Raw genomic sequence first — 20,095 nt, 5'->3', positions numbered from 1 at the left:
TGCCAAGCGCGGAGTGAAAATGACACGACCTTAAGGGTCGAGTAATAGTTGGCAAAAGTGAATGGGACACAAACAACAGCCCGCTGTTATTTGACTGTTTGAGAGCTTTGTTTATGAATAATGAGCGGCAAGCCTTTAGATATATGTAATACGTCAGCGCCCCAAGAACCTCTTTCTTGGCTTGATAAATACACCGATGACGATAGACTTTTTAGCTCTAAAATCTGATGTGACTCATCAGTAAACATAAAGGATATTTCCTGCCCGATAAGCTCATGCCAAACTTGCCAGCTACTCGCATCGATAACACACTCAGGTTCGTTTTTGTTGAACCTTTCAGGTTTGAACCCAATGCAATATTGCTCTGGCTCATTACACCAAGAAAAATAGAATTTTTCCCCCGTTTCAAATTCCAAGTAAATTTCACGATCTATTTCATGCTCTGCAGAATCTGCTTGCCCGCAAAGCGAGCAAAAATCAATTTCAAACAGCTCGTAAATTACACGTTTAAGTTTCATAGGTAACTAGCGGCAGCATGTGCAGACGAAACGGGGACTGCGAATTGAGGGCAGTACCACTGCGTTATAACAGACATTAATAAACTCTCCACGCCTTGCCGAAAATTGCATTGAAGCACTATGTGTTGATACTCACTAGCTCGCTATTGAGTGTTACATGAACAACCAATAGACCCATCTATATTTTGCCATTCGGCGTATTGCCCATTTGAGCCGACAATATCTCCTGGGTTAGCTGAACATTGCATTCTTAATTGATTGCAATAAGAAGAACTTTGTCCGACTTGTATTTTTGACTCATGCTCGATAATGCTAGAGCAACCGTTTAAAAAAAGAAAAACGGTCACTAATAGATATTTCATTAATACGACTCCTTTGGTTGAAATAAAGTAACATTGCCCAATTTGTTAAGAGGCGATTTCAAACTTGAATGACTCCCAAATTTTAACTGCAAATTCGACATCATTTTCATTGTCGAAGTACATCACTGATTGCACAAAATCATCAGCTGAAACTGCATAGCAATATAAAGCTGCTGCTCGCTGATCGCCCATATTTTCATTCAATCTATATGAAAACAATGTCACTTTTTCGTGCTTCTTTAAATTGATATCAAATGCTTCAATCGCTATATCTTTTATAACGTCAGCAAATAAATCATCGCGAGAAAGGTTTCTATCGTTATTCCATACTGCAAGATAAATAGTAAATCCTGGTTTCCAGATGACGATATCTTGATCTTCTATTCTTCGATTAAACTGCGAAGGAAGTGTAATATTCCAAAATTTAGTAAATTGATATTTACCCTCAACTACGGGAAAATCTGGGTTTAACACTAAGCCTCCTACCACTTATTGAATTGGCTAAAATTGCTCTTTATTTATGTCAGCTTTAAGTTTTTGTACGCTAACATGATACAGATCTTCTCTTTCATCCATAGGTCGTGGAGTTCTAATATTACTGGCGATACCTAACTTACTTAGTAAAACGATAAACCACCATGCTGGATCTACCTGCCCTTTTTCTAAACCAATTTTAGCGGACTCAGGAAATGCATGATGATTGTTATGCCAACATTCACCATATGTTAGCAATCCTAATCCGGAAATATTTGAAGCTTGCACACCTGCACCCTTAACTCTCCATTTACCCGGCCCCGGATTGTGACAGAAATATGTAATACTCCAATGCCCAACAACGCTTACACCTATTCTCAAACAGACACCCCAAACTACAAAACTGACGCCACCAATTGTAAACAAAATAAGGGCCAACATAAGTTGATGCCATCGCCATGATTTTTCGAGAAAGACAATAAACTTATCTTTTGCAAACTTGAATTCAATCTGAACCTCCGGTGGACGTTCAAACTCAAATCTTGAAGTAAGTTGCCACCAAAGGTCTTTAAAATAACTCTCAGTGTGTGAAAAAAACGCAGGGCATTCTGATTTTCTTTGCGCCCAATCTCTAATGTCATGAATTCTAATAATGCCAAATGGACCAGACATTCCAACCAGTACACCGATATAAATAAGTAAGTTTTGAATTAGTCTAGGACAATCGAAAGTTCTATGTATCATCATTCTGTGCATCCCAACGCTATGACCGACCAATAATGATAGATAGGTAGAAATAGTGAACAGCGCAAGAGCTTCAAGTGAAAAGGTAAATGGGGCCAATAAAATACCGGTGAAAAGCATACCTAAATTCCAAAGAGCTTTCGGATAGTCATATCTGACCGTGCCAACTAATTCTTTATAATCGATATCTTTTATTCGCCTTACAGGTTCCATCATTTGCAGTAGCTTCCTTGTTAGCCATATTTAAGCTCAACTTAGATATTTAGTTAGTGAAATGCCAACAATTGTTGCAACTAGGAACGGTACTGCATGAAAACAAAGTGCCGGACACTCTTTTACTATCGTTCTCGTTGGGATGAAAAAATAAGGGTCATGTTTAATAATAAACATATAAAAAGGTTTAATTACAGGTTTAAACCACACTCGAAAATAATACCCTCCAATTGCAATGATTTGCACCTCTAAAAGTATTACAAATATTTCAATTCCAATCGCATCAATAAATAATGCTAAAGAAAATAACTCTGGATTTGATAACAAAAAACACACGATCAAAAACGCTGTAACTTTCCACAATATTTTTTTTGATTTCATCAACCCTCCTTAATTGGACTAACATGCGTTAGCCGCCTTAGTCATGCTGGCGGTTATATTGCGTATATTTGCAAAGCAGGTAAAGCATTACTGAGTCGGAGTTGAACACTTTGCTAGCTACATTTACCACTAGTGATGATAATCACAAGAGATAATAGTTAATCTAGGGTTGTCTACTTCATAAACCGGTCTAGTTGTATCGTCTCTCCGACGTGAGCAAAAGCCTCAGAGGTCATCTTTTAAGGGCTCTGGTTTGCCAATACCCTCAACCGGTGTTTTTTTAGCACCACTTGTTAGTCAGTTAATACGTTTTAGAGTTTTTAATTGCCCCATAATTGAAAATCTTTAATGAGACTATTTAAACACGTTTGGTCGGTTGTAAATTCAAACTTTAACTCTTGCTCGTATGCGCAAAGTAAGCCATTGACAACTACGTGACCATTAGGCTTGACGGTAAAGGTTATAAACCAATTGTCCCATTGAGGTTTCAGAGTGGCAGAACCAGACAAATAATTGTTACAGACTTGAAGCTGGCTAATAAATTCACTCATTGGCCATTGCTCAAAAGTAGCGAATACTTTCGAAGAAAAGCCATTTGATACAACACTTATTGTTGATCCAAAACCAGATTGGTCATCATATTTTTCAATAATGAGAAATTCTAATTTAGGGTCTTCGGTATTAGTTTGTAATTTGATATTCATAATGGCACTTAACAATTATGTATGGGCCGTTTGCAGTTTAAGCGCCCATGCCCAAGCTGCTGGGCAAACTTAATAAACTCGCAATGAGCTAATCTACTTAAACTCTTAGCCGTTTGCCTTTATTGAAATAGTGTCGCCACTTTGCATTTGTATATGGTACTCGCCATTCGTAAAGGAAGAATCGAGTATCAAATTTGACAAGCCCCAATCATTATTTCTGGGGCATCGAAAATCCGTAACACCGTTAAATTTGAGACTGCATGGTGATGCAAGTTTTGATACTTTCAAGAATCCCAGCAAGTTAAATGTTGTTACCGAGTTTTCCCAATCAATCGTAATCTGCTGCAGAATAGCATCATGTAGTGGTAGCTTTTCAAAACTCAAACCTTACTCCTTGGCTGATATCGCATCAAATAAAATTGTTATGTTTAATTTTCACTCGACCATTTTACATTTGTTTCCAGAATGCCAAGGCCTTGTTTAAATTTTTCCGGAAACACTAAGGTTGGTTTACCAGCCCAACCACGCTCCAAAAATAGATTGTACCCCTCTGCATTTCTTTCGTAGCGTACAGCAGACAACCAAATACCATCCCAATCACCCAGGAATTCAAGATCTTTCAATGTTAATGGATATGACCCATTCCTAAGTCTGTGTAATTCAATAATTGATACTGCTGAAACAAAATTCTGAGTGCCAAATTTCTGATCCGCTCCTGGAACCTCAAAGTCACAACCCGAAAGGACAGTAAGTAGCACTACTAACACTGAAGCTCTAAACATTAAATTAATATTCCCACCATTATGAATTTGTTATATTGCAATTTGTGCCCGAACTTTGACAAGTATATTACCCAACTTATTCAAGCCACTGCCGTCTTTACCGCAACCCCAGTAATAGTCTCCTGGCGCATTTTCAACGATATCTTGTTTACCAGTCGAAAGAAGTAATTCAGCTAATGAAGCATGAGTTTTAAACTTATGTAAAACTGCCTGATACATTATTTCATCTTTCACAACTTCCCAATCACTGCGCAAAGGAACACTTCTACTTCTGCCTAGTTCAGCAGCCTGTTTGGAAGTATAAGCTGTTCTGATTTTTTCTCGATAATCAGCATTCTCAAACTTTTGAGCTTGAAAATAATGCTCAACTGAAGGCCACCAGACATTGTCTAATTCGATACCATGCTTCGAGAAGTTAGAAAATTCTCCATATTCATCAATCTTGGTATAGAAAAAGATAGTCATGCTTTCATTGCAATATAAAGCTTTGCATGTGGAGATTTTAGGTGCACATTTTCAGCGAATAAAATTCCTACCATGATGTTTTTATTAGGTGCTTTGCATCACAGGCCAGTATATAGCGGCAACTGAAAAAACAATGAGTATGACCGAAGCAAGAAAGCCTGCAATAGATGCACGAACAGAAAATTGGTTGAATATTAGGGTGTTTTTTATTTTTGAATTGAGTGAGCAAGCAAACACAATCAACAATGCAAAAGGCATAAGCCACCAAAAACGAAAAGATGGGAAAACCCAAGAAATCCATAATGGCAGTTGTGCATCAAATTCTCGTTGAATTTCTTCAAATGGAGCCAAGATAAAGTAAGCTCCAAAGCTAACAATTCCGACCGCGAAAACGGCAGAAATTAAAAGAAAACTTATATTGTGATTTATACGTTCCATGTTCCCTTCAAATACCTAACGAGGGTGCAGAAAAACCCTCGACTTAAAATTAAACAACAAAATCGGTCAAAATAACCTTTTAAAACCCGTTGCTACTTGATGTCTTGACAGCTTAAACCATTAAACAGTAAATAGATTTAACTCAAAACACGATAGTTTTTTGGCTTCGACCTTTTTCTAAGCTTCAACGCCCCAAGCAGGGGATTTTATGAGTGTTTTCAGCGAGTAAAATTCCCGCCATTATGTTTTTGTTAGCTACCATATACACCAAACTCGTTTAAATAAGGAAAAAGATAAGCAAGTAATATCAATAAAACCAAGGTTACAGCAATACCAGCCAATAACTTGTAAGGATGCAATTCAGTGCCATCAGGATTATCGATCTCACCCGGCATATACTCGCCTTCTGTAACTACCGCCCCCAGAAAACACACAACAGTCAACAAAATTGCAGCTCCTAAATATGAAACTTCAAACAGGTATGAGCCACCTACAACAAATATAAAAAACAGTACACCTCTTATTAATATTGCTTTCATATCAACCTAGTAGCTAACGCTTTTTATACATGCCGCGCGTTGTTTGCGCGTCGCTGCTTGGGCGCCTTGTTAAATACCGTTGTGCGCACCAGCTCAAAATAATAGGTACAAGAACGGACAAAATTAAACCATACCATGCCCCAAAATCCCCAAGGTAATTTCCAGTGCCTTTAACAAATGGAGATAAAAGATACCAATATGCTAAATGTGACAAAACACAAAATACACTCCATAAAATTAACTTGTTTCTTGGTAGCAAAAGACCAACCAAAACAATAACCAATGAGCCACCAATTACAGCTAACGTTAGATTAGTAATGCGGTCTAGTTGCATACCAGAATAGAATATTGACATCATAATTAAGTTGAATGATATCGGGTAGATAGGGCTTAGCATTAAAAGTTGCAATTTCACCGAACACTTTAATTTCACCGAATCTGTCCTTAGGTATTTAACGCTTCACATATAGGGTAATTACTTGCTGGCTATACTGCACGAAGTTCCAGCGAGCTTGCGAGCGAAATAATGTTTTTGTTATGTTTATCCATGCTTATTAGTACGCTTGTACAGCGGCAAAAATAGCGATTAAAGTTTGGCCTATTAAAATAGCAAAAAATTCCTTTTTGTTTTGACGCCAAGAAATACTGGCTACCCAAGACCTATCAATAGCGACTCCAGAATAAGCCTGATAAATCACCATTATTAAGATTGTTAAAGAAAATCCTAAAAAAGCAGGATTGTCTGGCGTATTTGGAAAGGGCAAAAATGAAAATAGTGCCCACGTAACAAGTAAAATGAAAAATCCGTATTTATAACTTTTCCCGAGTTCCAATTTCATAAACTTACCAGATAAACATAACACTTTGCATAAGCGATTTGGCACCGCTCTTGTGACAAACCCATCTTCATCATATTGTTATTTGCCATGATTCATCCTCTGTTTTATCGACCGAAATAAAACATCAATTGCCAAGCTAAACAACATACCAATTACGAAAGTCAAAACCATATGAATCGTTGGTAATATCTCGGAATTAATTTGGTTTAACAACTCACCTGACCCGACAAATATAAATGCAAAAAACGGCAGCACAAAAAAATATAGGGAGCCGTAACTACCATCATCATATTGAGGATCACTCAACCCCCAAACTAAAATAACCACTGCAATAACCAAATTGTACAGCGAGAATTTGTAATTCTTCATAAGAATAGCTTTATCGGTTCTTTTCTAAACTCATGTTTTGGCATATAACGCTCTGCTAAGGAGCTGTTGCGAGTGGTTTTGGCGGAGCCAGCGAGTAACTGTCCCGCAGCGTTTTTTGCTGCAAACTTTAGCAGCTTGTTAGAGTTACAGTTGGCAAAATAACAATTCATTTCGAGTATTTCATTTTTAACTTTTTCCACATTTTCCTTTCCGCTATGTTCATTCTTAGGCATATTTTAACCATTAGCCTTGGAGCTCGACCAAATAAACTTAAGTATCCGAAGAACAATATGCCAATAGAACAAAAAACTAAATACCAAACGCTTTCAATAAGATCGTAAATATTCTTCAAACCTGCATTTAAAACTATAAAAATGAAATATGTGATTAGGCCGCCTAAAAGGAACCTAAAAAAAGGCCGCAGACTAGTATGTTTCTTATATCCGTGCATTAGTCAGCCTCAAGCTACTTTAACGATTCCATAACCGGAGAATATACGCGCCAGTGATTATGAGTCCAGCGCTTTCCGCGTAGCGGTGTTTTAGCCAGTAGTTCATGGGCTAGTTATAGCTAGTCACTACTTGAGCCAATTAGTATCCACCTCCGATTTTGAGAGTGGATGTCGTAAGCAAAATCCCAAAAAACAGGATATGCAGGATGGCCTTGCCTAAGTCCGAACTCACAAACAATTTCTGCTTCTTCAAAGCTAATAAAATTGAAAAACTCATTTAGTAAACTAGTTAATTCTTTCTTCTTCGACTCAATTTTCAAGGGGCCTGAACCAGTGCTTCCTTCATAGAGTACTTTTTCAGAAATGTCATCAATCGCCTCTTTAGCAGAACTTTGCACTACGCCTGTTAATTCACATTTACCGGAGACTTGCCTCTTTAACACCTCAATCAAACTTAGATCTGAATCCTCCGGTCCATATAGAAAGAAGCTAACTTCGTAATTAATACCGTATAAAAGTTTCTTAATTCTTTTAAAGACTTCCTGCATACACATATTTTCAGAATTCATGTGACGTTAACTCCAAATTAAGCGGAACATAGCCAACTGTTAAAAGTTCTGCCTAAATGGCTTGTTAAGTTACTTGACGACTGAAGCGCCCCAACCAACCCCATCACACGTGTTGGTGGGTATTAAGGGCATTAATTTTGCTCTATACGCAGAAATTTCAATTAAATTTAATTTCATCGGAGCACTTAAAGATGAAGACCAAAGTTTACGTTTTGCAGAATAAGATATGTAACCATCTTCAAAGCCAACTACTTTTGCTTTTTCTATTATTTCAACAACTTGCGCCTCAGTTTTGCAATCAACCATAAAGCTTACCCAGTGTTGTTTGTTAGCATTTGAGCCTTGTTGGATGAGCAACTCAATTAAACTTTGATCATTTTCTATGTAACTAAATAATGACGATTCAGTCTCTACCTGTTTGGTAGCACAACTCATGACCAATAAAAGCGCTAATATAAATAATAGAATTCTAAACACAAACCTTCCTTGTAATATAACAATATTAATCTCTGTAAACGTTCCGTTTTTAATCGTGGTTGCTAAATACGGCTGCCTTGCAGATTTTTGCACCTAGCTTTTTTAGCACGGGCTTTAAGGCCTTGTACAGGTAAATTTTATTTACAATTAGAGTTTTTGCGATGCAAAACCGGATAAATTCCAAGATATTGCAGTTTATCGCAAGTGTTGTTTTGACTGTGTAAATAAGCGGTTATAGCGAGGATGCATTTTTGCCTAAGTCTTGGTGCTTCAATATGGTCAAACATGAGTGTTCGAACCTGCTATTTTATCTGAAAATCAACATGACAATTGGCTAGCAAAGATTTTGAGTACAGGCGATTGTATTATTTGATCTGTCCAGCTTTAGAATGACTTGTTTGCATAGTGGCAGTTGGCAAGCATCAGTTGCCCAGATAAAATCCAACCAAGTACAATTTATTGTCGAATAATACTCAAACCTCAATTTCAACGTCAGAATGCAAATAGCTTATTCATTTCACAACATACGTTTGCAGTAGTTCGCCTTTCACTGTTTCAGTGCATACAATGTGGTGATAAAAAATAATTCATCTCAGGAGTCAGCATGGCGAATAAATCTGCCTACGCTTTACGTTCAATTAAGACGACTTTTTACTTTGTTATTTTCAGTTTGAGTGCCGTTGCACACGCCGCTTCTATTGAGCGAGTAGAACCACTATTTTGGTGGACTGGCATGGCGAATCCCGAGGTTCAATTGTTAGTGTATGGTGAGAATATCAGCCACAGTAAAGTCAGTGTTGACTACCCTGGGGTTAGCGTTATTAAAACGGAAGTGGTAGACAATCCTAATTACTTATTTGTAAGCCTAAATATCGCAAAACAAACCATACCTGGGCAACTTAACTTGCGGTTTAGCCCAATGCCCACGGGGCTCTCTTTTGACTATGTTTATGAGTTAAAAAGTCGTGAGGTCGGCTCTGCGCAGCGCCAAGGTTTCAATCAAAGTGATGCTATCTATTTAGTGGTACCCGACAGATTCGTCAATGGCAATCCAAATAATGATGCATCAACCGACACTCTCGAGTTGCCACAACGCAGTGAGCCAAGTGGGCGCCATGGTGGTGATATTGAAGGTTTAGTTAAAGCCTTGCCTTATATTCAAGATATGGGCTTTACTCAGATATGGTCAACGCCGCTGACTGAAAACAATGGCCAACGTTATTCCTATCATGGCTATGCTGCTACTGACCTTTATCATATTGATCCGCGTTTTGGCAGCAATCAGGATTATCGCGACTTTGTTCAAGATGCGAAAACCAGAGGCATCGGTGTGATTAAAGATATCGTACTTAATCATATAGGCCTAGACCACTGGTGGATGAAAGACTTACCAGATGCTAACTGGATAAACAATAAGGGCGTATTCACGCCCACCAATCATGCGCGTAATACCGTGCAAGACCCTTACACCTCTAATATTGATAAAACCGCCTTTGTCAGTGGATGGTTTGTTCCAACCATGCCTGATTTGAATCAAAAACACGCCCTACTGGCTAATTATCTGATTCAAAACAGTATTTGGTGGATAGAATACGCGGGGCTTTCTGGTATTCGTGAAGATACCTACAGCTATGCTGACAAAACCTTTCTTAGTCAATGGGCAAAACGTATTCTTGCTGAGTATCCTAACTTCACCATGGTCGGAGAAGAATGGAGCGCAAATCCGCTGATCGTATCGTATTGGCAGCAGGGTAAACAAAATATAGACGGCTATGTGGGTAGCATGCCAAGCATGATGGATTTTCCTACTTACTACGCACTTTTAGCAGCCCTGAATGAAGACGAAAGTTGGGATGAGGGCTGGATTAAACTTTATCAGTCTTTGGCAAACGACGGTAATTACCCAGCACCCGACAAACTCGTATTATTTGAAGGTAACCATGACACCGCCAGACTCTTTTCTTTGCTCGACGATGACTATGCTAAATTTGCCAAGGCCATGGTATTGATGACAACTTTGCCGCGTATACCACAGTTTTTTTATGGTACTGAAGTGTTGATGCAAAGTCCCAAGCAGCGAGATGACGGACTAGTGCGCAGTGACTTCCCTGGCGGCTGGCCCGGCGATAGTCAGAATGCATTTACCGGTGAAGGTTTAAATAAGCAGCAAAAACAAGCACAGGCATTACTTAAGACCTTATTAAATTATCGTAGAAATAATGCTCTTTTATCCTCGGGCACTATGACTCATTTTTTCCCACAAAATGGGATTTATAGCTTTGTACGGCGCAATAAAGCACCTGAGCAAGGCAAACAACTTTGGGTGTTTTTAAGTAAAAATACCGAGGCCATGCCCATCGATGCTGAACGCTATTTCGAACTTTCGCCGGATAATTGTTTATTTAGCGATGTTATTAGTGGTAAATCCTATGCCGAACTGAGTGATGCCATTATTCCTGCGCAAGCTTGGCTAATGTTAGAATGTCAGCCAAAATAGGCGCTAAGCTGTTTTATAGATAAGTTGATGAATTTACTGCGCGATACTCTGAGCATATTTTGGCGTTTTTTGGCGTTGGGCTGCATCAGTTTCGGTGGCCCGGCAGCGCATATAGGCTATTTTCAAAAGACCTTTGTTGAGCGTTTACATTGGCTCAGCCAAGACGACTACGGCAAACTCGTCGCGGTGAGTCAGTTTTTACCTGGCCCAGGCTCCAGTCAAGTTGGTTTTGCTATTGGCCTACACCGTGGTGGATTAGCTGGCGGTATGGCAGCATTTTTAGGGTTTACCTTGCCTTCGTTTTGCCTGATGTATGGCTTAGCCCATTATATGCAATCACCCACTTCCGCCGGGTGGATGCCCAGTGTGATACAAGGTTTACTGCTATTGGCAGTTGTTGTGGTCGCAGATGCGGTATTGACCATGGCCAAACAGTTTTGTCAATCGTGGTACACGCGCTGTATTACGCTAATTAGCGCGTTGCTGCTCATCAGCTTCAGTACTATCTACCTACAATTTATACTCTTGTTTACTGCTGGATTGATCGGTTTTTTCGGCCATCAATATTTTGTCAACTCCACTCAAGTAAGCCATCAAACCCGCAGTTATCATAAAACGTGGCTGGCCCTGTTTATTTTTGCCTTATTATTTATCGCCAGCATTTTTATTCAGGCTAACTATGGCGCTACTGATAGTCCGATACTCAGTTTAGCGGCCAACTTTTATCAAAGTGGTAGTCTTGTTTTTGGCGGAGGTCATGTGGTGTTGCCACTGCTACAACAAAATATTGAAGCCTCACTCAACACAGAACAATTCTTATTTGGTTATGCCGCAGCACAAGGTGTGCCCGGACCAATGTTTACTCTTGCCACTTATTTGGGTGCCCAGCTGTTGCCGACTAGCCCTCTATTTGGCGCGACCATTGCAACGTTTAGCCTATTTTTACCCGGTTTGTTATTGATGTATGCACTGCATCAGCAGTGGGCCATGTTGTCAGCCCGAGTTTCAATCGCAGGGGCTATGGCAGCCATCAATGCCGCGGTAGTGGGTTTATTGTTAAGTGCATGGGTGAATCCGGTCGTCAGTCACGGCATCAATCAGCTGAGTGATGTATTAGCGGTTGTTATCTTATTTGCCGGTTATCGCTTGTTGAAACTGCCCATAGTGCTGTTAATTCTATTGTCCATAAGTTATGGCCTAGCTTGGCTTTGACAACTCACCAATAAAACGGAACAAAAGGCCGTTTGATTTAAGCCCCGAGGGCATTAAAAATAAAGAATAAACATTCACAATAAATTTAATGATGAAATTTCAATAACATACTTATAAAAATCAGATATAGACAGATTTCCGATTATCGCTGATTAAATTAGATTTTTAGTCAAGAACTACTATTCTTAATCGAAAATGTGAGGGTAATTGTGGTAATTTGGCCACTCATTGCAGCTTTAATCACAGTATATTCTGGCCTTTTTCAGGGTCACGGGCTTCTTTGGCCTGTTGGCGTATATCGTCAGCGTCACTGGCTAGGTCAGCATCTTGCTCATCATCTTGCAAATCTAAGGCAGAGTCGTCGACAATTTTTTCGTATTTAACTTTGGGCTCATGGTCTGCAGAGAGTGTTGGTGGCTGTGCTTGATGCACAACAATACCTTGCGGAAAGATAATTTCGCGCGCATCGTCTGGCATACTAATACCGTGTTTTTCAAATTCACGCATAATGGTGCGCATTAAAAATGATGAGACTTTTAGCAAGCTATGATTGTGAGTATTGATCCAAAAATAGACCTTTAAATTGACGGTTGATGAGGCAAGCACATCAACTAATACTTGAGGTTCGGGATCTTGCAGTACAGCTTCTGTGTTGCTAAGCACTGCTAAAGCAATTTTTTGTGACTCAACAATGCTTGATTCGTAACCGATGCCAATAACAAACTTACCACGTGATTTGGGGTTAGCCGTGAGGTTACGAATAATGTTTTTGTATACCGTGGCATTAGGTATTTGAATATGATCACCATCAAAATCCACCAAGGTAGTTGCCCTCGCAGTGACTTGTTTAACCACACCAATGCGCCCTTCTACTTCAATGACATCGTCAATTTTGAATGGCTTTTGAATACTCAGTAACAGACTAGAAATAAAGTTTTCTGCGATGTCTTTAAAAGCAAATCCTATGATTAAACCAATAACGCCTGTACCTGATAACACAGCGACGGCAAATTCACTTAAACCGGCAAAACGTAAAAATAGATAAAAGCCAAATAAGATAAATAGAATGCTGATCAAACGACGGGTGACCAATCGAATAAGTTGGCTGGTACTGACAAAGGAAATTGGCCTGACTAATAATTCTGATAATGGACGAGCTAATAAAAATATCAGAATAAAAATGACTAAGCCTAAACCTATCATGGGTAATTTTTGCAAAAAAAGCTGCCAGTTATTTTGCATGTCTTGCCAAATTAAGTTGGTTTCGATGCTAACTGAATCGGGATTATCTGCTTCAAATAAACTGCCGTCGGTATTAGCGACTACCTGAGCAAAGAAATCCGTAGGCGCAGAGTAAGCAGGGCTTGAAAAAAGCGTCACTACAGAAATAACAATCAATAAAATAGAGAACAAGCGCGTTTGCATATTTTGCTTACCTGTGGCCAAAACTTAGGAGCTTAGCCATACGTTATAACAAATTAAGTGCTTCAGGAATAATTTAAAGCCCAACAACAAAGCAAATGGAGCGACAAACAAACGTGGACTAAAATTGATAGCCCACTTGAAACAAGGCTCCACCACCGGAACTATTATCACCTTTACCTGCGACTAAAGTAAAACCTAGGTTAAACCCAGGGTCAGCGATCCCATTAAAAAAGTAATAATACCCCAGCCCAACTCCGTTAATAATTTCAGAACTATAAAAAGAGTTTTCAGTGCCTACGGCACCTATATAAACACCTAAACCATGTTTATTAGAACTTGTATCAAACAAATCTGTTTTTATCCAGCCAAGTCCAGCGCCACAAGTCGCGTTGCCTGCGGTATAGCGTAAACAGCCAACTGAAATATATTTCATGTCTAGATCAGACAACAAACCAATATTTGCGCCAAGACCACTATACGCTGTACCCAAGCCAAGGCCGAAGGTAAAGGAGTCTTGTGCTTTTGCACCGTGGGTGAAAAAAGTATTGGTATGACTGAAAGAAATTTTATCGCGAGGTTCATGAACATCCTTATTGAATAAAAGGCTGCGTTATCGCAGCCATACAGTACCGCATACTTTTATGCCCATTTATATTATCGGCATTTGAAGACTTGTATAGTCTTAGTTTGGTGCTTTTTTAATGACTATTGGCTCTGCGCAAATTTTCAAATAACGAAGGCTCCCAAGGTCGCATCGCCATCAGCAAGCCAAAATGCTGACGCTGGTGTAAAGGTAGCTCTGCATCTTCTTGGTTAAGCACCGCTGCCTCTTTTGTTAGTTGATTGAGCTTGCGCTGAATAATGTCGATAGAGGTTTGTGAATATCGCCCACGTAAATAAAAACGAAAGGTCCAAGGTTCTTCTTTCTTTGGCGCCATAAACTTCACCATCACTTCTTGCTCCATAAATTTCTCTAATGGCCCCCCAGGGATCCATCTAAAATCTTGGGCAATAAGCGACTTAAAAAGATTATTGGGCAACAGAGTGATTATTTTTAAGCGATCAAGTCGCGCAAGCAAACGAATGCATTCGTGTTTATCAATTGCGTAGTAGTCAATAATTTCAGCAAAGGTCCAAGCATCTCTTACACATACCGCCACCAGCAATAGTTTGCTATCAGCGAGTAACTCAAGCTCTTGTTCTTTAGTCAATTGACTTAATTGCTGAGTTTGTTTTTGCGCAATAATAAACAAGTCCGACAAACTCATTTGTAATATCTCACAAATTTTTTCTAAGCGTTCCAAGGTAAAAGTATTAGTTGAGAATATGCGTTTGATGTTGGCTTCACTCATTTCTAGCTTTTCTGCTATGTCTTTATAGGTAAGCTGTTGCTCTCGAAGCAACTGTTTAAGGGTGTTACGAATTTGGCTAATTTGACTCATATCATCTCTTTAGTATTGGATTACTATACTTCTGGTGTTGCTTTAGTATACATATTTCAAGCACGTTTACAGTAGTGCTACCAAGGAATATGGTGGGTAGGTCTTATTTGAGACGCAACTTAATAAGGAATACCCATGAAATTGATCAACACCCTAGTGGTTCTTAGCCTTTCTTGTACTACCTTTATTTTACATGCTGAGGGATCAGTTAATCACAGCGCTCAGGCGAGCAAACATAGTGTACTAGCCGTAACTGAAGGCCTTGTATCAACTGCCAAGGTTGCCAGTGTGGTGGTAGCCGCTCCGCTTATCGTAGTCGGTGGAACAAGTTTAGTTACCGGCAGTGCTATTGCCGAATCAGGTAATAAGATCAAAAGCAGTCATGCTCATGACGGGCCTTTAGTGATAAGCGAAAAGACAGTAACGGCTGATCCTGCGCCTAATCAAATCATCATCATTCAAAATAACCAAACCAACAAAACCGACCTTGAGAACAAGGAGTAAGTTATGAATATCAAACATCTCATGATGTTTGCGGGTTTAGTGGTGACAACTATGTCACCACTAGCCGCAGCAGGCAGTAAGGCGAATCAAGCACCCAGTCATGAACCGCAGCAGATTGTTAGTTTTGCCAAAGATGTTGAAAAGTATGCCGCTGCACAAGGCGCTCGCGCTTTTATTATTGCCAGAGTAGGTCGCCCTGAAAAAGACTTACCCAAAGGCATTAAGTTTACCCATACCGCCGTTGCTATTTATTCAGATATTACCTTAGACAGTGGCGAAGTGATCCAAGGTTATGCCATACACAACCTATATCAAAAAGACGGTGAGTTAGAAAAAAGTCAACTAATCACCGACTACCCAGTTGATTTTTTCTGGGGGGCTTATGACTTAAAAGCAGGGATCATTATTCCCACTCAAGAAATTCAAACCCGTTTAATTGAATTAATTAGTAGCGGCAAAGACAAGTTATTACACAACGAACGCTATTCAGTGTTGTCGAACCCTTTAAATTCACAGTTTCAAAACTGTACTGAATATACCTTAGACTTGCTTAACGCGGCTATTTACCAAACCACTGACGTAAGCAAGTTAAAAACCAATGCTAGTGCCTATTTTACACCGCAGCGCGTTCACACCAGCGGTTTCAAGTTAATGTTAGGCTCGATATTCCAAGACGACATCACCACCAAAGATCACAAAGGCAAAGTTGCCACAGCTACTTTTACTACTATCGCAAAGTATTTAAATCAATATGATTTAGTCACCTCAATGGTGACGTATTACAGCGATGGCACTACCCAAGCCATCGACGGTTAATACAATGCAGTTATAAGCACAAAAATTCCATTTTTGCTGCTTATGGCCGCTTATCCTCAAAGTCAATAACACCGCCTTGGTCTGACACTCTATTAGCTATTGCCCAGAGTAATAGCAATAAATTGTCGATACGAACTCTGGCAAATAGGTAAAATAAGCCTTATCGTATTTAGCTTATATCCTGTTTTTGACTAAACCGAAAAAATGCAAATTATTAGAAGTAAGACATATACCAGTCCCGAAGCATGGGGAGGCCTTGACATTGCCAACATGAATGGCATTAGCACTCGCTTGCATTGGACAGATCAACCCTACAAATGGCATGTTAATGATGGGGAAGAAGTATTTGTGGTATTAAGCGGTATTGTAGATATGTACTACCGTCGCGAAGGCAACGAGCACTGTGCAACGCTACAAACTGGTGATATTTTCCATGCAACAGTAGGAACTGAACATTTTGCCCACCCACAAGGCGAAGCGAGAATATTGGTCATTGAAAAACAGGGGAGTGTTTAAATTGGTAGTAGCGCAATATTGCGCTACTACCAATGAAAAAATTTACGCTTAAATACTAAACACTTTTGTTTTTAGTTCGCCAATACATTGGTCTGCAGCGATTTTAAGCTCTTCTTTTAATTTTGCTGCTTTATTGACTAATAGTTCGTCATAAGAAGGTGCGCTGGCGTCTTCCTCTGGAACGCGAGAGCAAAAGCCTTCGGCCACAATGGTGTTTGTTTTAGTATTAAACAGTCGCAACTTAACACTATAAATCACGCGATAGTTATCCCAATCCGTGGGGAAATAGGCAAAACTCCAATTTATTGTTTCAACATCTAACACTAAATCCGATTCTGGAAAAGCTGCAGTAATTTTGGCAGGCTTGTCGGTTTTCACGGTGACTGGAGCCTTGTCACTCAGTGTAAAGCCATAACTTGCATTTAATGCCTTTGCTAACTCGGCCTGAATATAGCGGGCAGGGTCATCAATTTCATTTTCTTTCACTATATCATTACCTGCTGCAATCATGGCCGCCGCGCCCAACATAGCAAACATAGCCTTTCCCGCTGTCATAGCAGCAAAATCTGGCTTATCTCTAGTAGTTATCGCCAGGTTATTAGGATTTAGCTGCTTAATATCAACCGCACTTATTTTTATATTTTTGGTACTTACACAAGCTGACAACATGGCAAACAAGCTAATTAATAAGACGACTTTTTTCACTGAATTAGTTTCCTTTAAACTAAGTTACGCGTGTCTATTTGATGTTGTACTGCGTAAACTTTATTATATTTTTCATTCACAAAGATTTGCGCCGTTGTGAACATTCCTTTCAACTGACAAGTAAAGATCAAACCTTTATTTGCCGCGCATATTGAATTTCAGACGCCCTTAAATAGCTATATTTATTTTAAGCAAATTGTTTATTTTTTATGCTTTTCAAATAAAAAATATTATATCAGCAGGCAAGTTCTACAATAAGTCATGTAATCCATCCTTAAACGATTTTCCCAGCTTTATTGCTGTGTCATTGCTCAGGCGCACATAATCATTGTCTAGTGCGATGACATGTTTTTTATTCACCACAAAAGACTTATGTACTTGCACAAATTGCGAATGTGGAAGTTGCTCTAGACACTGCTTTAAAGTGCTACTGACCAACGTCACTTGTTGACCTTGCCAGACTTTTAGATAATTTCCGTAAGCTTCAATTAAGGTAATATCAGCAAAACTAAATTTGCGCCTTTCACGATCAACTTTTAGCACAATGTAGTTTGAGATACTCGGCGGCTGCTTTACTAATCGTCGGCGCACCTTGTCTAAAGCGAGTAAAAAACGCTGTAGGCTCACTGGTTTTAACAAATAGTCAGTGATGTCTAGTTCATAACCTTCAAGAGCATATTCTTGGTAGGCACTTATAATGATCACTTGTGGACGATTGACCAATACCTTCAATAGCTCAATACCGCTTAAGGCTGGCATATTGATGTCTAAGATCAATAAGTCAACTTGATGATTAGCCAAATAACGTAGTGCTTGCGTTGCGTTATAGCAGTTGCCGACAGTCTTAAAGTCAAGCTGATCTTGAAAATGGTGCTTAATCACATCATGAGCTAAAGGTTCGTCGTCGATAATTAAGGTGTTTAACAAGGTTCCAATTCCAAACTTAATTCACTGAGCCATACATCGTTGCGTTGCTTGCTAGTTAAGCGGTATTTACCTGCGTAAAGCAAGCTTAAACGACGTTTTAGGTTTTCTAAACCAATACCGGGTGAACGTTTACTGCAGGTTTTTGGCAAGCTGTTTTCACATTTCACCAACAAAGTTCCCGCACTGACTTGTATATCTAAATTAATTGTACAAGCAGACTGACTCGGTTCAACCCCATGTTTGAAGGCGTTTTCTACCAAGATAATCAGTAATAAGGGGGCAATAGACCAGCATTCCGCCTGTTCAGGATAACGCACCGTGAGCTGGCATTTATCGCCACTACGAATTGTCTGTAAAGCTAAAAAATCCTGAATATACTGGATTTCTTGCGCCAGACTTACGCGGTGATTTTGTCCTTCATAAACCGTGTAACGCAGTAAGTTAGCCAACTGCATTACCAAAGTAGGGGCATTTTTGGAGCCCATTAGGGTCAAAGCATACAAATTATTTAAGGTATTAAATAAAAAGTGCGGATTTACCTGCTGTTGCAACAGTTGCAGCTCGGTTTGACTTTGGCGCTGGGCAATTTCAGCCAGGGCTTTATCTTGTTGTTGACGTTCAAAAGCTAAAATAATTGGGGTACTAACCGCCAATAAGACAAAACAATAACGAAAGTTTATAGGCGAAAATATGTTGTAGTCTTGCGAAGGCAAAAAGGTAAATTCGGCAATATTCATAGGTAAGCACAACACCACAGAAGCCAAGATGGGGGTCATGACAATAGTACAAATTAGGCAAGCGGCGACGTAAGCAAACACCCCGCTGCGGGCTAAAACACGGCGAATCAAAACATAGCGATTAAGCCAATAAATAGACAACATTAGGCTGCCCATAACTAAAAACTGCCACAAATAACTGACAAAATAGTCAAAGTTTACAATCACTGTTTCGCTGTCAATAACCGCTTTAATGGGTTGATTACGCAAGGGATCATCGGTCGAGGCAAAAATGCCTGCCGATAACACAGCCCAGCCAATTAACAACATCAATATCACCGAGTTTAAGGAAAGTAATCGCGATATGACTTGCATTGATCTGGTGTTATGTCGTTTGGCCAACAGCCTACTTAGGCCGTAACCGCTGCTTGCAAACAGCAAAAAAACCCATAGTTGTATGCCAAATAAGGTCCATTCTGTATTAGGTAAAGGGTCTTCACTTAAGCTAAAAATCATCAAGGGGTATAACAAAAATCCGCAACACCACAATAAAACAGCCTGTTTACCTTGGAGTTGATAGGCAAAATAATGGCAAAGTAAGAGCGGCGAACTCTCAATCAACAATTGTAAAAAAGTGGAGATAAATTCTCCCCCTGTTTGACTGGAGTGTACAAAATGTCGTATGGAAGTTTCTAATAATAATGCCGCTAATAGCGCCAATTGGTTTTCAACTATCAACGATATACGTTGATAGAAGCGGTGCTGTAAGCCTTGTTGCCAGCGAATTTGCATGATGCCGTCCTGAACTTGTTTCAACATAGCCTGACCGACACCGGTGTTTTAGTCAGCTAATGGATGACGAAACTACCGTTTTTACTGACAAAAGTAAATTTACGCAGCTTGCTTTGCAATTCTGAATTTTCATCATATTAATCACCCCTTTTGTCACTGCCAGCTTGTTGCGCATCTTTGTAATGACTAGGGTAGAGATGAATTTTTTATAGGAATAC

General features: G+C 39.5%; 26 protein-coding genes and 1 pseudogene. 5 read left to right on the top strand and 22 right to left on the bottom strand.

Annotated features, from left to right (window positions below; genetic code table 11):
- Positions 1 to 86: 86 nt before the first annotated feature.
- From ABKW31_RS12560 to ABKW31_RS12485, 16 genes and pseudogenes are all read right to left on the bottom strand, one after another.
- A complete protein-coding gene (locus ABKW31_RS12560; protein WP_348616768.1) occupies positions 87 to 518 on the bottom strand; it encodes a hypothetical protein in 432 nt (143 codons plus the stop codon).
- Between the two features lie 143 nt (positions 519 to 661).
- The gene (locus ABKW31_RS12555; protein ID WP_348616765.1) at positions 662 to 880 is read right to left on the bottom strand and encodes a hypothetical protein; all 219 of its coding nucleotides are present in this window, start codon (positions 878 to 880) and stop codon (positions 662 to 664) included.
- A gap of 45 nt (positions 881 to 925) precedes the next feature.
- Entirely contained in the window at positions 926 to 1,354 is a 429-nt protein-coding gene (locus ABKW31_RS12550; RefSeq protein WP_348616764.1) for a hypothetical protein, read from the bottom strand.
- A 27-nt stretch (positions 1,355 to 1,381) separates the two neighbouring features.
- Positions 1,382 to 2,314, bottom strand: a complete 933-nt coding sequence (locus tag ABKW31_RS12545; protein WP_348616763.1) for an acyl-CoA desaturase — start codon at positions 2,312 to 2,314, stop codon at positions 1,382 to 1,384.
- A 33-nt stretch (positions 2,315 to 2,347) separates the two neighbouring features.
- Positions 2,348 to 2,692, bottom strand: a complete 345-nt coding sequence (locus ABKW31_RS12540; protein ID WP_348616761.1) for a hypothetical protein — start codon at positions 2,690 to 2,692, stop codon at positions 2,348 to 2,350.
- A gap of 129 nt (positions 2,693 to 2,821) precedes the next feature.
- A pseudogene (locus tag ABKW31_RS12535) lies at positions 2,822 to 3,013 on the bottom strand (Txe/YoeB family addiction module toxin); the annotation flags it as partial.
- Complete coding sequence (locus tag ABKW31_RS12530) at positions 3,013 to 3,396, bottom strand: hypothetical protein (RefSeq protein WP_348616760.1); 384 nt, start codon at positions 3,394 to 3,396, stop codon at positions 3,013 to 3,015. The pseudogene ABKW31_RS12535 and the gene ABKW31_RS12530, both read right to left, overlap by 1 nt.
- Before the next feature lie 105 nt (positions 3,397 to 3,501).
- A complete protein-coding gene (locus tag ABKW31_RS12525; protein ID WP_348616758.1) occupies positions 3,502 to 3,780 on the bottom strand; it encodes a hypothetical protein in 279 nt (92 codons plus the stop codon).
- A gap of 44 nt (positions 3,781 to 3,824) precedes the next feature.
- A complete protein-coding gene (locus tag ABKW31_RS12520) occupies positions 3,825 to 4,178 on the bottom strand; it encodes a hypothetical protein (RefSeq protein WP_348616757.1) in 354 nt (117 codons plus the stop codon).
- A gap of 30 nt (positions 4,179 to 4,208) precedes the next feature.
- Positions 4,209 to 4,643: an NADAR family protein gene (locus ABKW31_RS12515; RefSeq protein ID WP_348616756.1), complete on the bottom strand. Its 435-nt coding sequence runs from the start codon at positions 4,641 to 4,643 to the stop codon at positions 4,209 to 4,211.
- A gap of 84 nt (positions 4,644 to 4,727) precedes the next feature.
- Positions 4,728 to 5,081, bottom strand: coding sequence for a hypothetical protein (locus tag ABKW31_RS12510; protein WP_348616755.1), 354 nt, complete (start codon positions 5,079 to 5,081; stop codon positions 4,728 to 4,730).
- A gap of 251 nt (positions 5,082 to 5,332) precedes the next feature.
- Positions 5,333 to 5,620: a hypothetical protein gene (locus ABKW31_RS12505; protein WP_348616754.1), complete on the bottom strand. Its 288-nt coding sequence runs from the start codon at positions 5,618 to 5,620 to the stop codon at positions 5,333 to 5,335.
- 554 nt (positions 5,621 to 6,174) lie between these two features.
- Positions 6,175 to 6,459 carry a hypothetical protein gene (locus ABKW31_RS12500; protein WP_348616752.1) on the bottom strand — a complete coding sequence of 95 codons (285 nt, stop codon included), beginning with the start codon at positions 6,457 to 6,459 and terminating at the stop codon, positions 6,175 to 6,177.
- Between the two features lie 365 nt (positions 6,460 to 6,824).
- Positions 6,825 to 7,061: a hypothetical protein gene (locus ABKW31_RS12495; protein WP_348616750.1), complete on the bottom strand. Its 237-nt coding sequence runs from the start codon at positions 7,059 to 7,061 to the stop codon at positions 6,825 to 6,827.
- Positions 7,062 to 7,398: 337 nt separating this feature from the next.
- Complete coding sequence (locus ABKW31_RS12490) at positions 7,399 to 7,848, bottom strand: hypothetical protein (protein WP_348616748.1); 450 nt, start codon at positions 7,846 to 7,848, stop codon at positions 7,399 to 7,401.
- Between the two features lie 69 nt (positions 7,849 to 7,917).
- Positions 7,918 to 8,418 (bottom strand): ribonuclease E inhibitor RraB, encoded by a 501-nt coding sequence (locus ABKW31_RS12485; RefSeq protein WP_348616747.1) that lies wholly within the window; start codon positions 8,416 to 8,418, stop codon positions 7,918 to 7,920.
- A gap of 511 nt (positions 8,419 to 8,929) precedes the next feature.
- Between ABKW31_RS12485 and ABKW31_RS12480 the strand changes: the two genes are divergently transcribed.
- Both ABKW31_RS12480 and chrA read left to right on the top strand, forming a co-directional pair.
- Positions 8,930 to 10,822, top strand: a complete 1,893-nt coding sequence (locus ABKW31_RS12480) for a glycoside hydrolase family 13 protein (protein ID WP_348616745.1) — start codon at positions 8,930 to 8,932, stop codon at positions 10,820 to 10,822.
- Between the two features lie 27 nt (positions 10,823 to 10,849).
- A complete protein-coding gene (gene chrA, locus ABKW31_RS12475; protein ID WP_348616743.1) occupies positions 10,850 to 12,034 on the top strand; it encodes a chromate efflux transporter in 1,185 nt (394 codons plus the stop codon).
- A gap of 240 nt (positions 12,035 to 12,274) precedes the next feature.
- On the opposite strand, the gene ABKW31_RS12470 is transcribed toward chrA, so the two are convergent.
- The 3 genes from ABKW31_RS12470 to ABKW31_RS12460 all read right to left on the bottom strand — a co-directional run bounded on the left by ABKW31_RS12470 (position 12,275) and on the right by ABKW31_RS12460 (position 14,901).
- Positions 12,275 to 13,276 carry a mechanosensitive ion channel family protein gene (locus ABKW31_RS12470; protein ID WP_348616853.1) on the bottom strand — a complete coding sequence of 334 codons (1,002 nt, stop codon included), beginning with the start codon at positions 13,274 to 13,276 and terminating at the stop codon, positions 12,275 to 12,277.
- A 301-nt stretch (positions 13,277 to 13,577) separates the two neighbouring features.
- Positions 13,578 to 13,949, bottom strand: coding sequence for a hypothetical protein (locus ABKW31_RS12465; RefSeq protein ID WP_348616742.1), 372 nt, complete (start codon positions 13,947 to 13,949; stop codon positions 13,578 to 13,580).
- 208 nt (positions 13,950 to 14,157) lie between these two features.
- Positions 14,158 to 14,901 (bottom strand): helix-turn-helix transcriptional regulator, encoded by a 744-nt coding sequence (locus tag ABKW31_RS12460; protein WP_348616740.1) that lies wholly within the window; start codon positions 14,899 to 14,901, stop codon positions 14,158 to 14,160.
- 135 nt (positions 14,902 to 15,036) lie between these two features.
- Here ABKW31_RS12460 and ABKW31_RS12455 point away from each other — a divergent pair, with 135 nt between their 5' ends.
- The 3 genes from ABKW31_RS12455 (at position 15,037) to ABKW31_RS12445 (ending at position 16,737) form a co-directional block, all read left to right on the top strand.
- Positions 15,037 to 15,405, top strand: coding sequence for a hypothetical protein (locus tag ABKW31_RS12455; RefSeq protein WP_348616738.1), 369 nt, complete (start codon positions 15,037 to 15,039; stop codon positions 15,403 to 15,405).
- A gap of 3 nt (positions 15,406 to 15,408) precedes the next feature.
- Positions 15,409 to 16,221 carry a DUF2145 domain-containing protein gene (locus ABKW31_RS12450; protein ID WP_348616737.1) on the top strand — a complete coding sequence of 271 codons (813 nt, stop codon included), beginning with the start codon at positions 15,409 to 15,411 and terminating at the stop codon, positions 16,219 to 16,221.
- Between the two features lie 204 nt (positions 16,222 to 16,425).
- Positions 16,426 to 16,737, top strand: coding sequence for a cupin (locus ABKW31_RS12445; protein ID WP_348616735.1), 312 nt, complete (start codon positions 16,426 to 16,428; stop codon positions 16,735 to 16,737).
- A 48-nt stretch (positions 16,738 to 16,785) separates the two neighbouring features.
- On the opposite strand, the gene ABKW31_RS12440 is transcribed toward ABKW31_RS12445, so the two are convergent.
- From ABKW31_RS12440 to ABKW31_RS12430, 3 genes are all read right to left on the bottom strand, one after another.
- Positions 16,786 to 17,442 (bottom strand): hypothetical protein, encoded by a 657-nt coding sequence (locus ABKW31_RS12440; protein WP_348616733.1) that lies wholly within the window; start codon positions 17,440 to 17,442, stop codon positions 16,786 to 16,788.
- Positions 17,443 to 17,691: 249 nt separating this feature from the next.
- Complete coding sequence (locus ABKW31_RS12435) at positions 17,692 to 18,369, bottom strand: LytTR family DNA-binding domain-containing protein (RefSeq protein ID WP_348616732.1); 678 nt, start codon at positions 18,367 to 18,369, stop codon at positions 17,692 to 17,694.
- Complete coding sequence (locus tag ABKW31_RS12430) at positions 18,363 to 19,904, bottom strand: histidine kinase (protein ID WP_348616730.1); 1,542 nt, start codon at positions 19,902 to 19,904, stop codon at positions 18,363 to 18,365. Before ABKW31_RS12430 ends, ABKW31_RS12435 begins: the two co-directional genes overlap by 7 nt.
- Between the last annotated feature and the right edge of the window lie 191 nt (positions 19,905 to 20,095).

This window comes from Paraglaciecola sp. 25GB23A (assembly GCF_040012495.1).
Taxonomy (GTDB): Bacteria; Pseudomonadota; Gammaproteobacteria; order Enterobacterales; family Alteromonadaceae; genus Paraglaciecola.
This window is presented reverse-complemented; position numbering and strand designations above follow the sequence as displayed.

Coding starts and splice junctions, on each gene's coding strand:
- ABKW31_RS12560 (WP_348616768.1), bottom strand. CDS start 518: ATGAAACTTAAACGTGTAATTTACGAGCTGTTTGAAATTGATTTTTGC.
- ABKW31_RS12555 (WP_348616765.1), bottom strand. CDS start 880: ATGAAATATCTATTAGTGACCGTTTTTCTTTTTTTAAACGGTTGCTCT.
- ABKW31_RS12545 (WP_348616763.1), bottom strand. CDS start 2,314: ATGATGGAACCTGTAAGGCGAATAAAAGATATCGATTATAAAGAATTA.
- ABKW31_RS12540 (WP_348616761.1), bottom strand. CDS start 2,692: ATGAAATCAAAAAAAATATTGTGGAAAGTTACAGCGTTTTTGATCGTG.
- ABKW31_RS12530 (WP_348616760.1), bottom strand. CDS start 3,396: ATGAATATCAAATTACAAACTAATACCGAAGACCCTAAATTAGAATTT.
- ABKW31_RS12520 (WP_348616757.1), bottom strand. CDS start 4,178: ATGTTTAGAGCTTCAGTGTTAGTAGTGCTACTTACTGTCCTTTCGGGT.
- ABKW31_RS12515 (WP_348616756.1), bottom strand. CDS start 4,643: ATGACTATCTTTTTCTATACCAAGATTGATGAATATGGAGAATTTTCT.
- ABKW31_RS12510 (WP_348616755.1), bottom strand. CDS start 5,081: ATGGAACGTATAAATCACAATATAAGTTTTCTTTTAATTTCTGCCGTT.
- ABKW31_RS12505 (WP_348616754.1), bottom strand. CDS start 5,620: ATGAAAGCAATATTAATAAGAGGTGTACTGTTTTTTATATTTGTTGTA.
- ABKW31_RS12500 (WP_348616752.1), bottom strand. CDS start 6,459: ATGAAATTGGAACTCGGGAAAAGTTATAAATACGGATTTTTCATTTTA.
- ABKW31_RS12495 (WP_348616750.1), bottom strand. CDS start 7,061: ATGCCTAAGAATGAACATAGCGGAAAGGAAAATGTGGAAAAAGTTAAA.
- ABKW31_RS12490 (WP_348616748.1), bottom strand. CDS start 7,848: ATGAATTCTGAAAATATGTGTATGCAGGAAGTCTTTAAAAGAATTAAG.
- ABKW31_RS12480 (WP_348616745.1), top strand. CDS start 8,930: ATGGCGAATAAATCTGCCTACGCTTTACGTTCAATTAAGACGACTTTT.
- chrA (WP_348616743.1), top strand. CDS start 10,850: ATGAATTTACTGCGCGATACTCTGAGCATATTTTGGCGTTTTTTGGCG.
- ABKW31_RS12470 (WP_348616853.1), bottom strand. CDS start 13,276: ATGCAAAATAACTGGCAGCTTTTTTTGCAAAAATTACCCATGATAGGT.
- ABKW31_RS12460 (WP_348616740.1), bottom strand. CDS start 14,901: ATGAGTCAAATTAGCCAAATTCGTAACACCCTTAAACAGTTGCTTCGA.
- ABKW31_RS12455 (WP_348616738.1), top strand. CDS start 15,037: ATGAAATTGATCAACACCCTAGTGGTTCTTAGCCTTTCTTGTACTACC.
- ABKW31_RS12450 (WP_348616737.1), top strand. CDS start 15,409: ATGAATATCAAACATCTCATGATGTTTGCGGGTTTAGTGGTGACAACT.
- ABKW31_RS12445 (WP_348616735.1), top strand. CDS start 16,426: ATGCAAATTATTAGAAGTAAGACATATACCAGTCCCGAAGCATGGGGA.
- ABKW31_RS12430 (WP_348616730.1), bottom strand. CDS start 19,904: ATGTTGAAACAAGTTCAGGACGGCATCATGCAAATTCGCTGGCAACAA.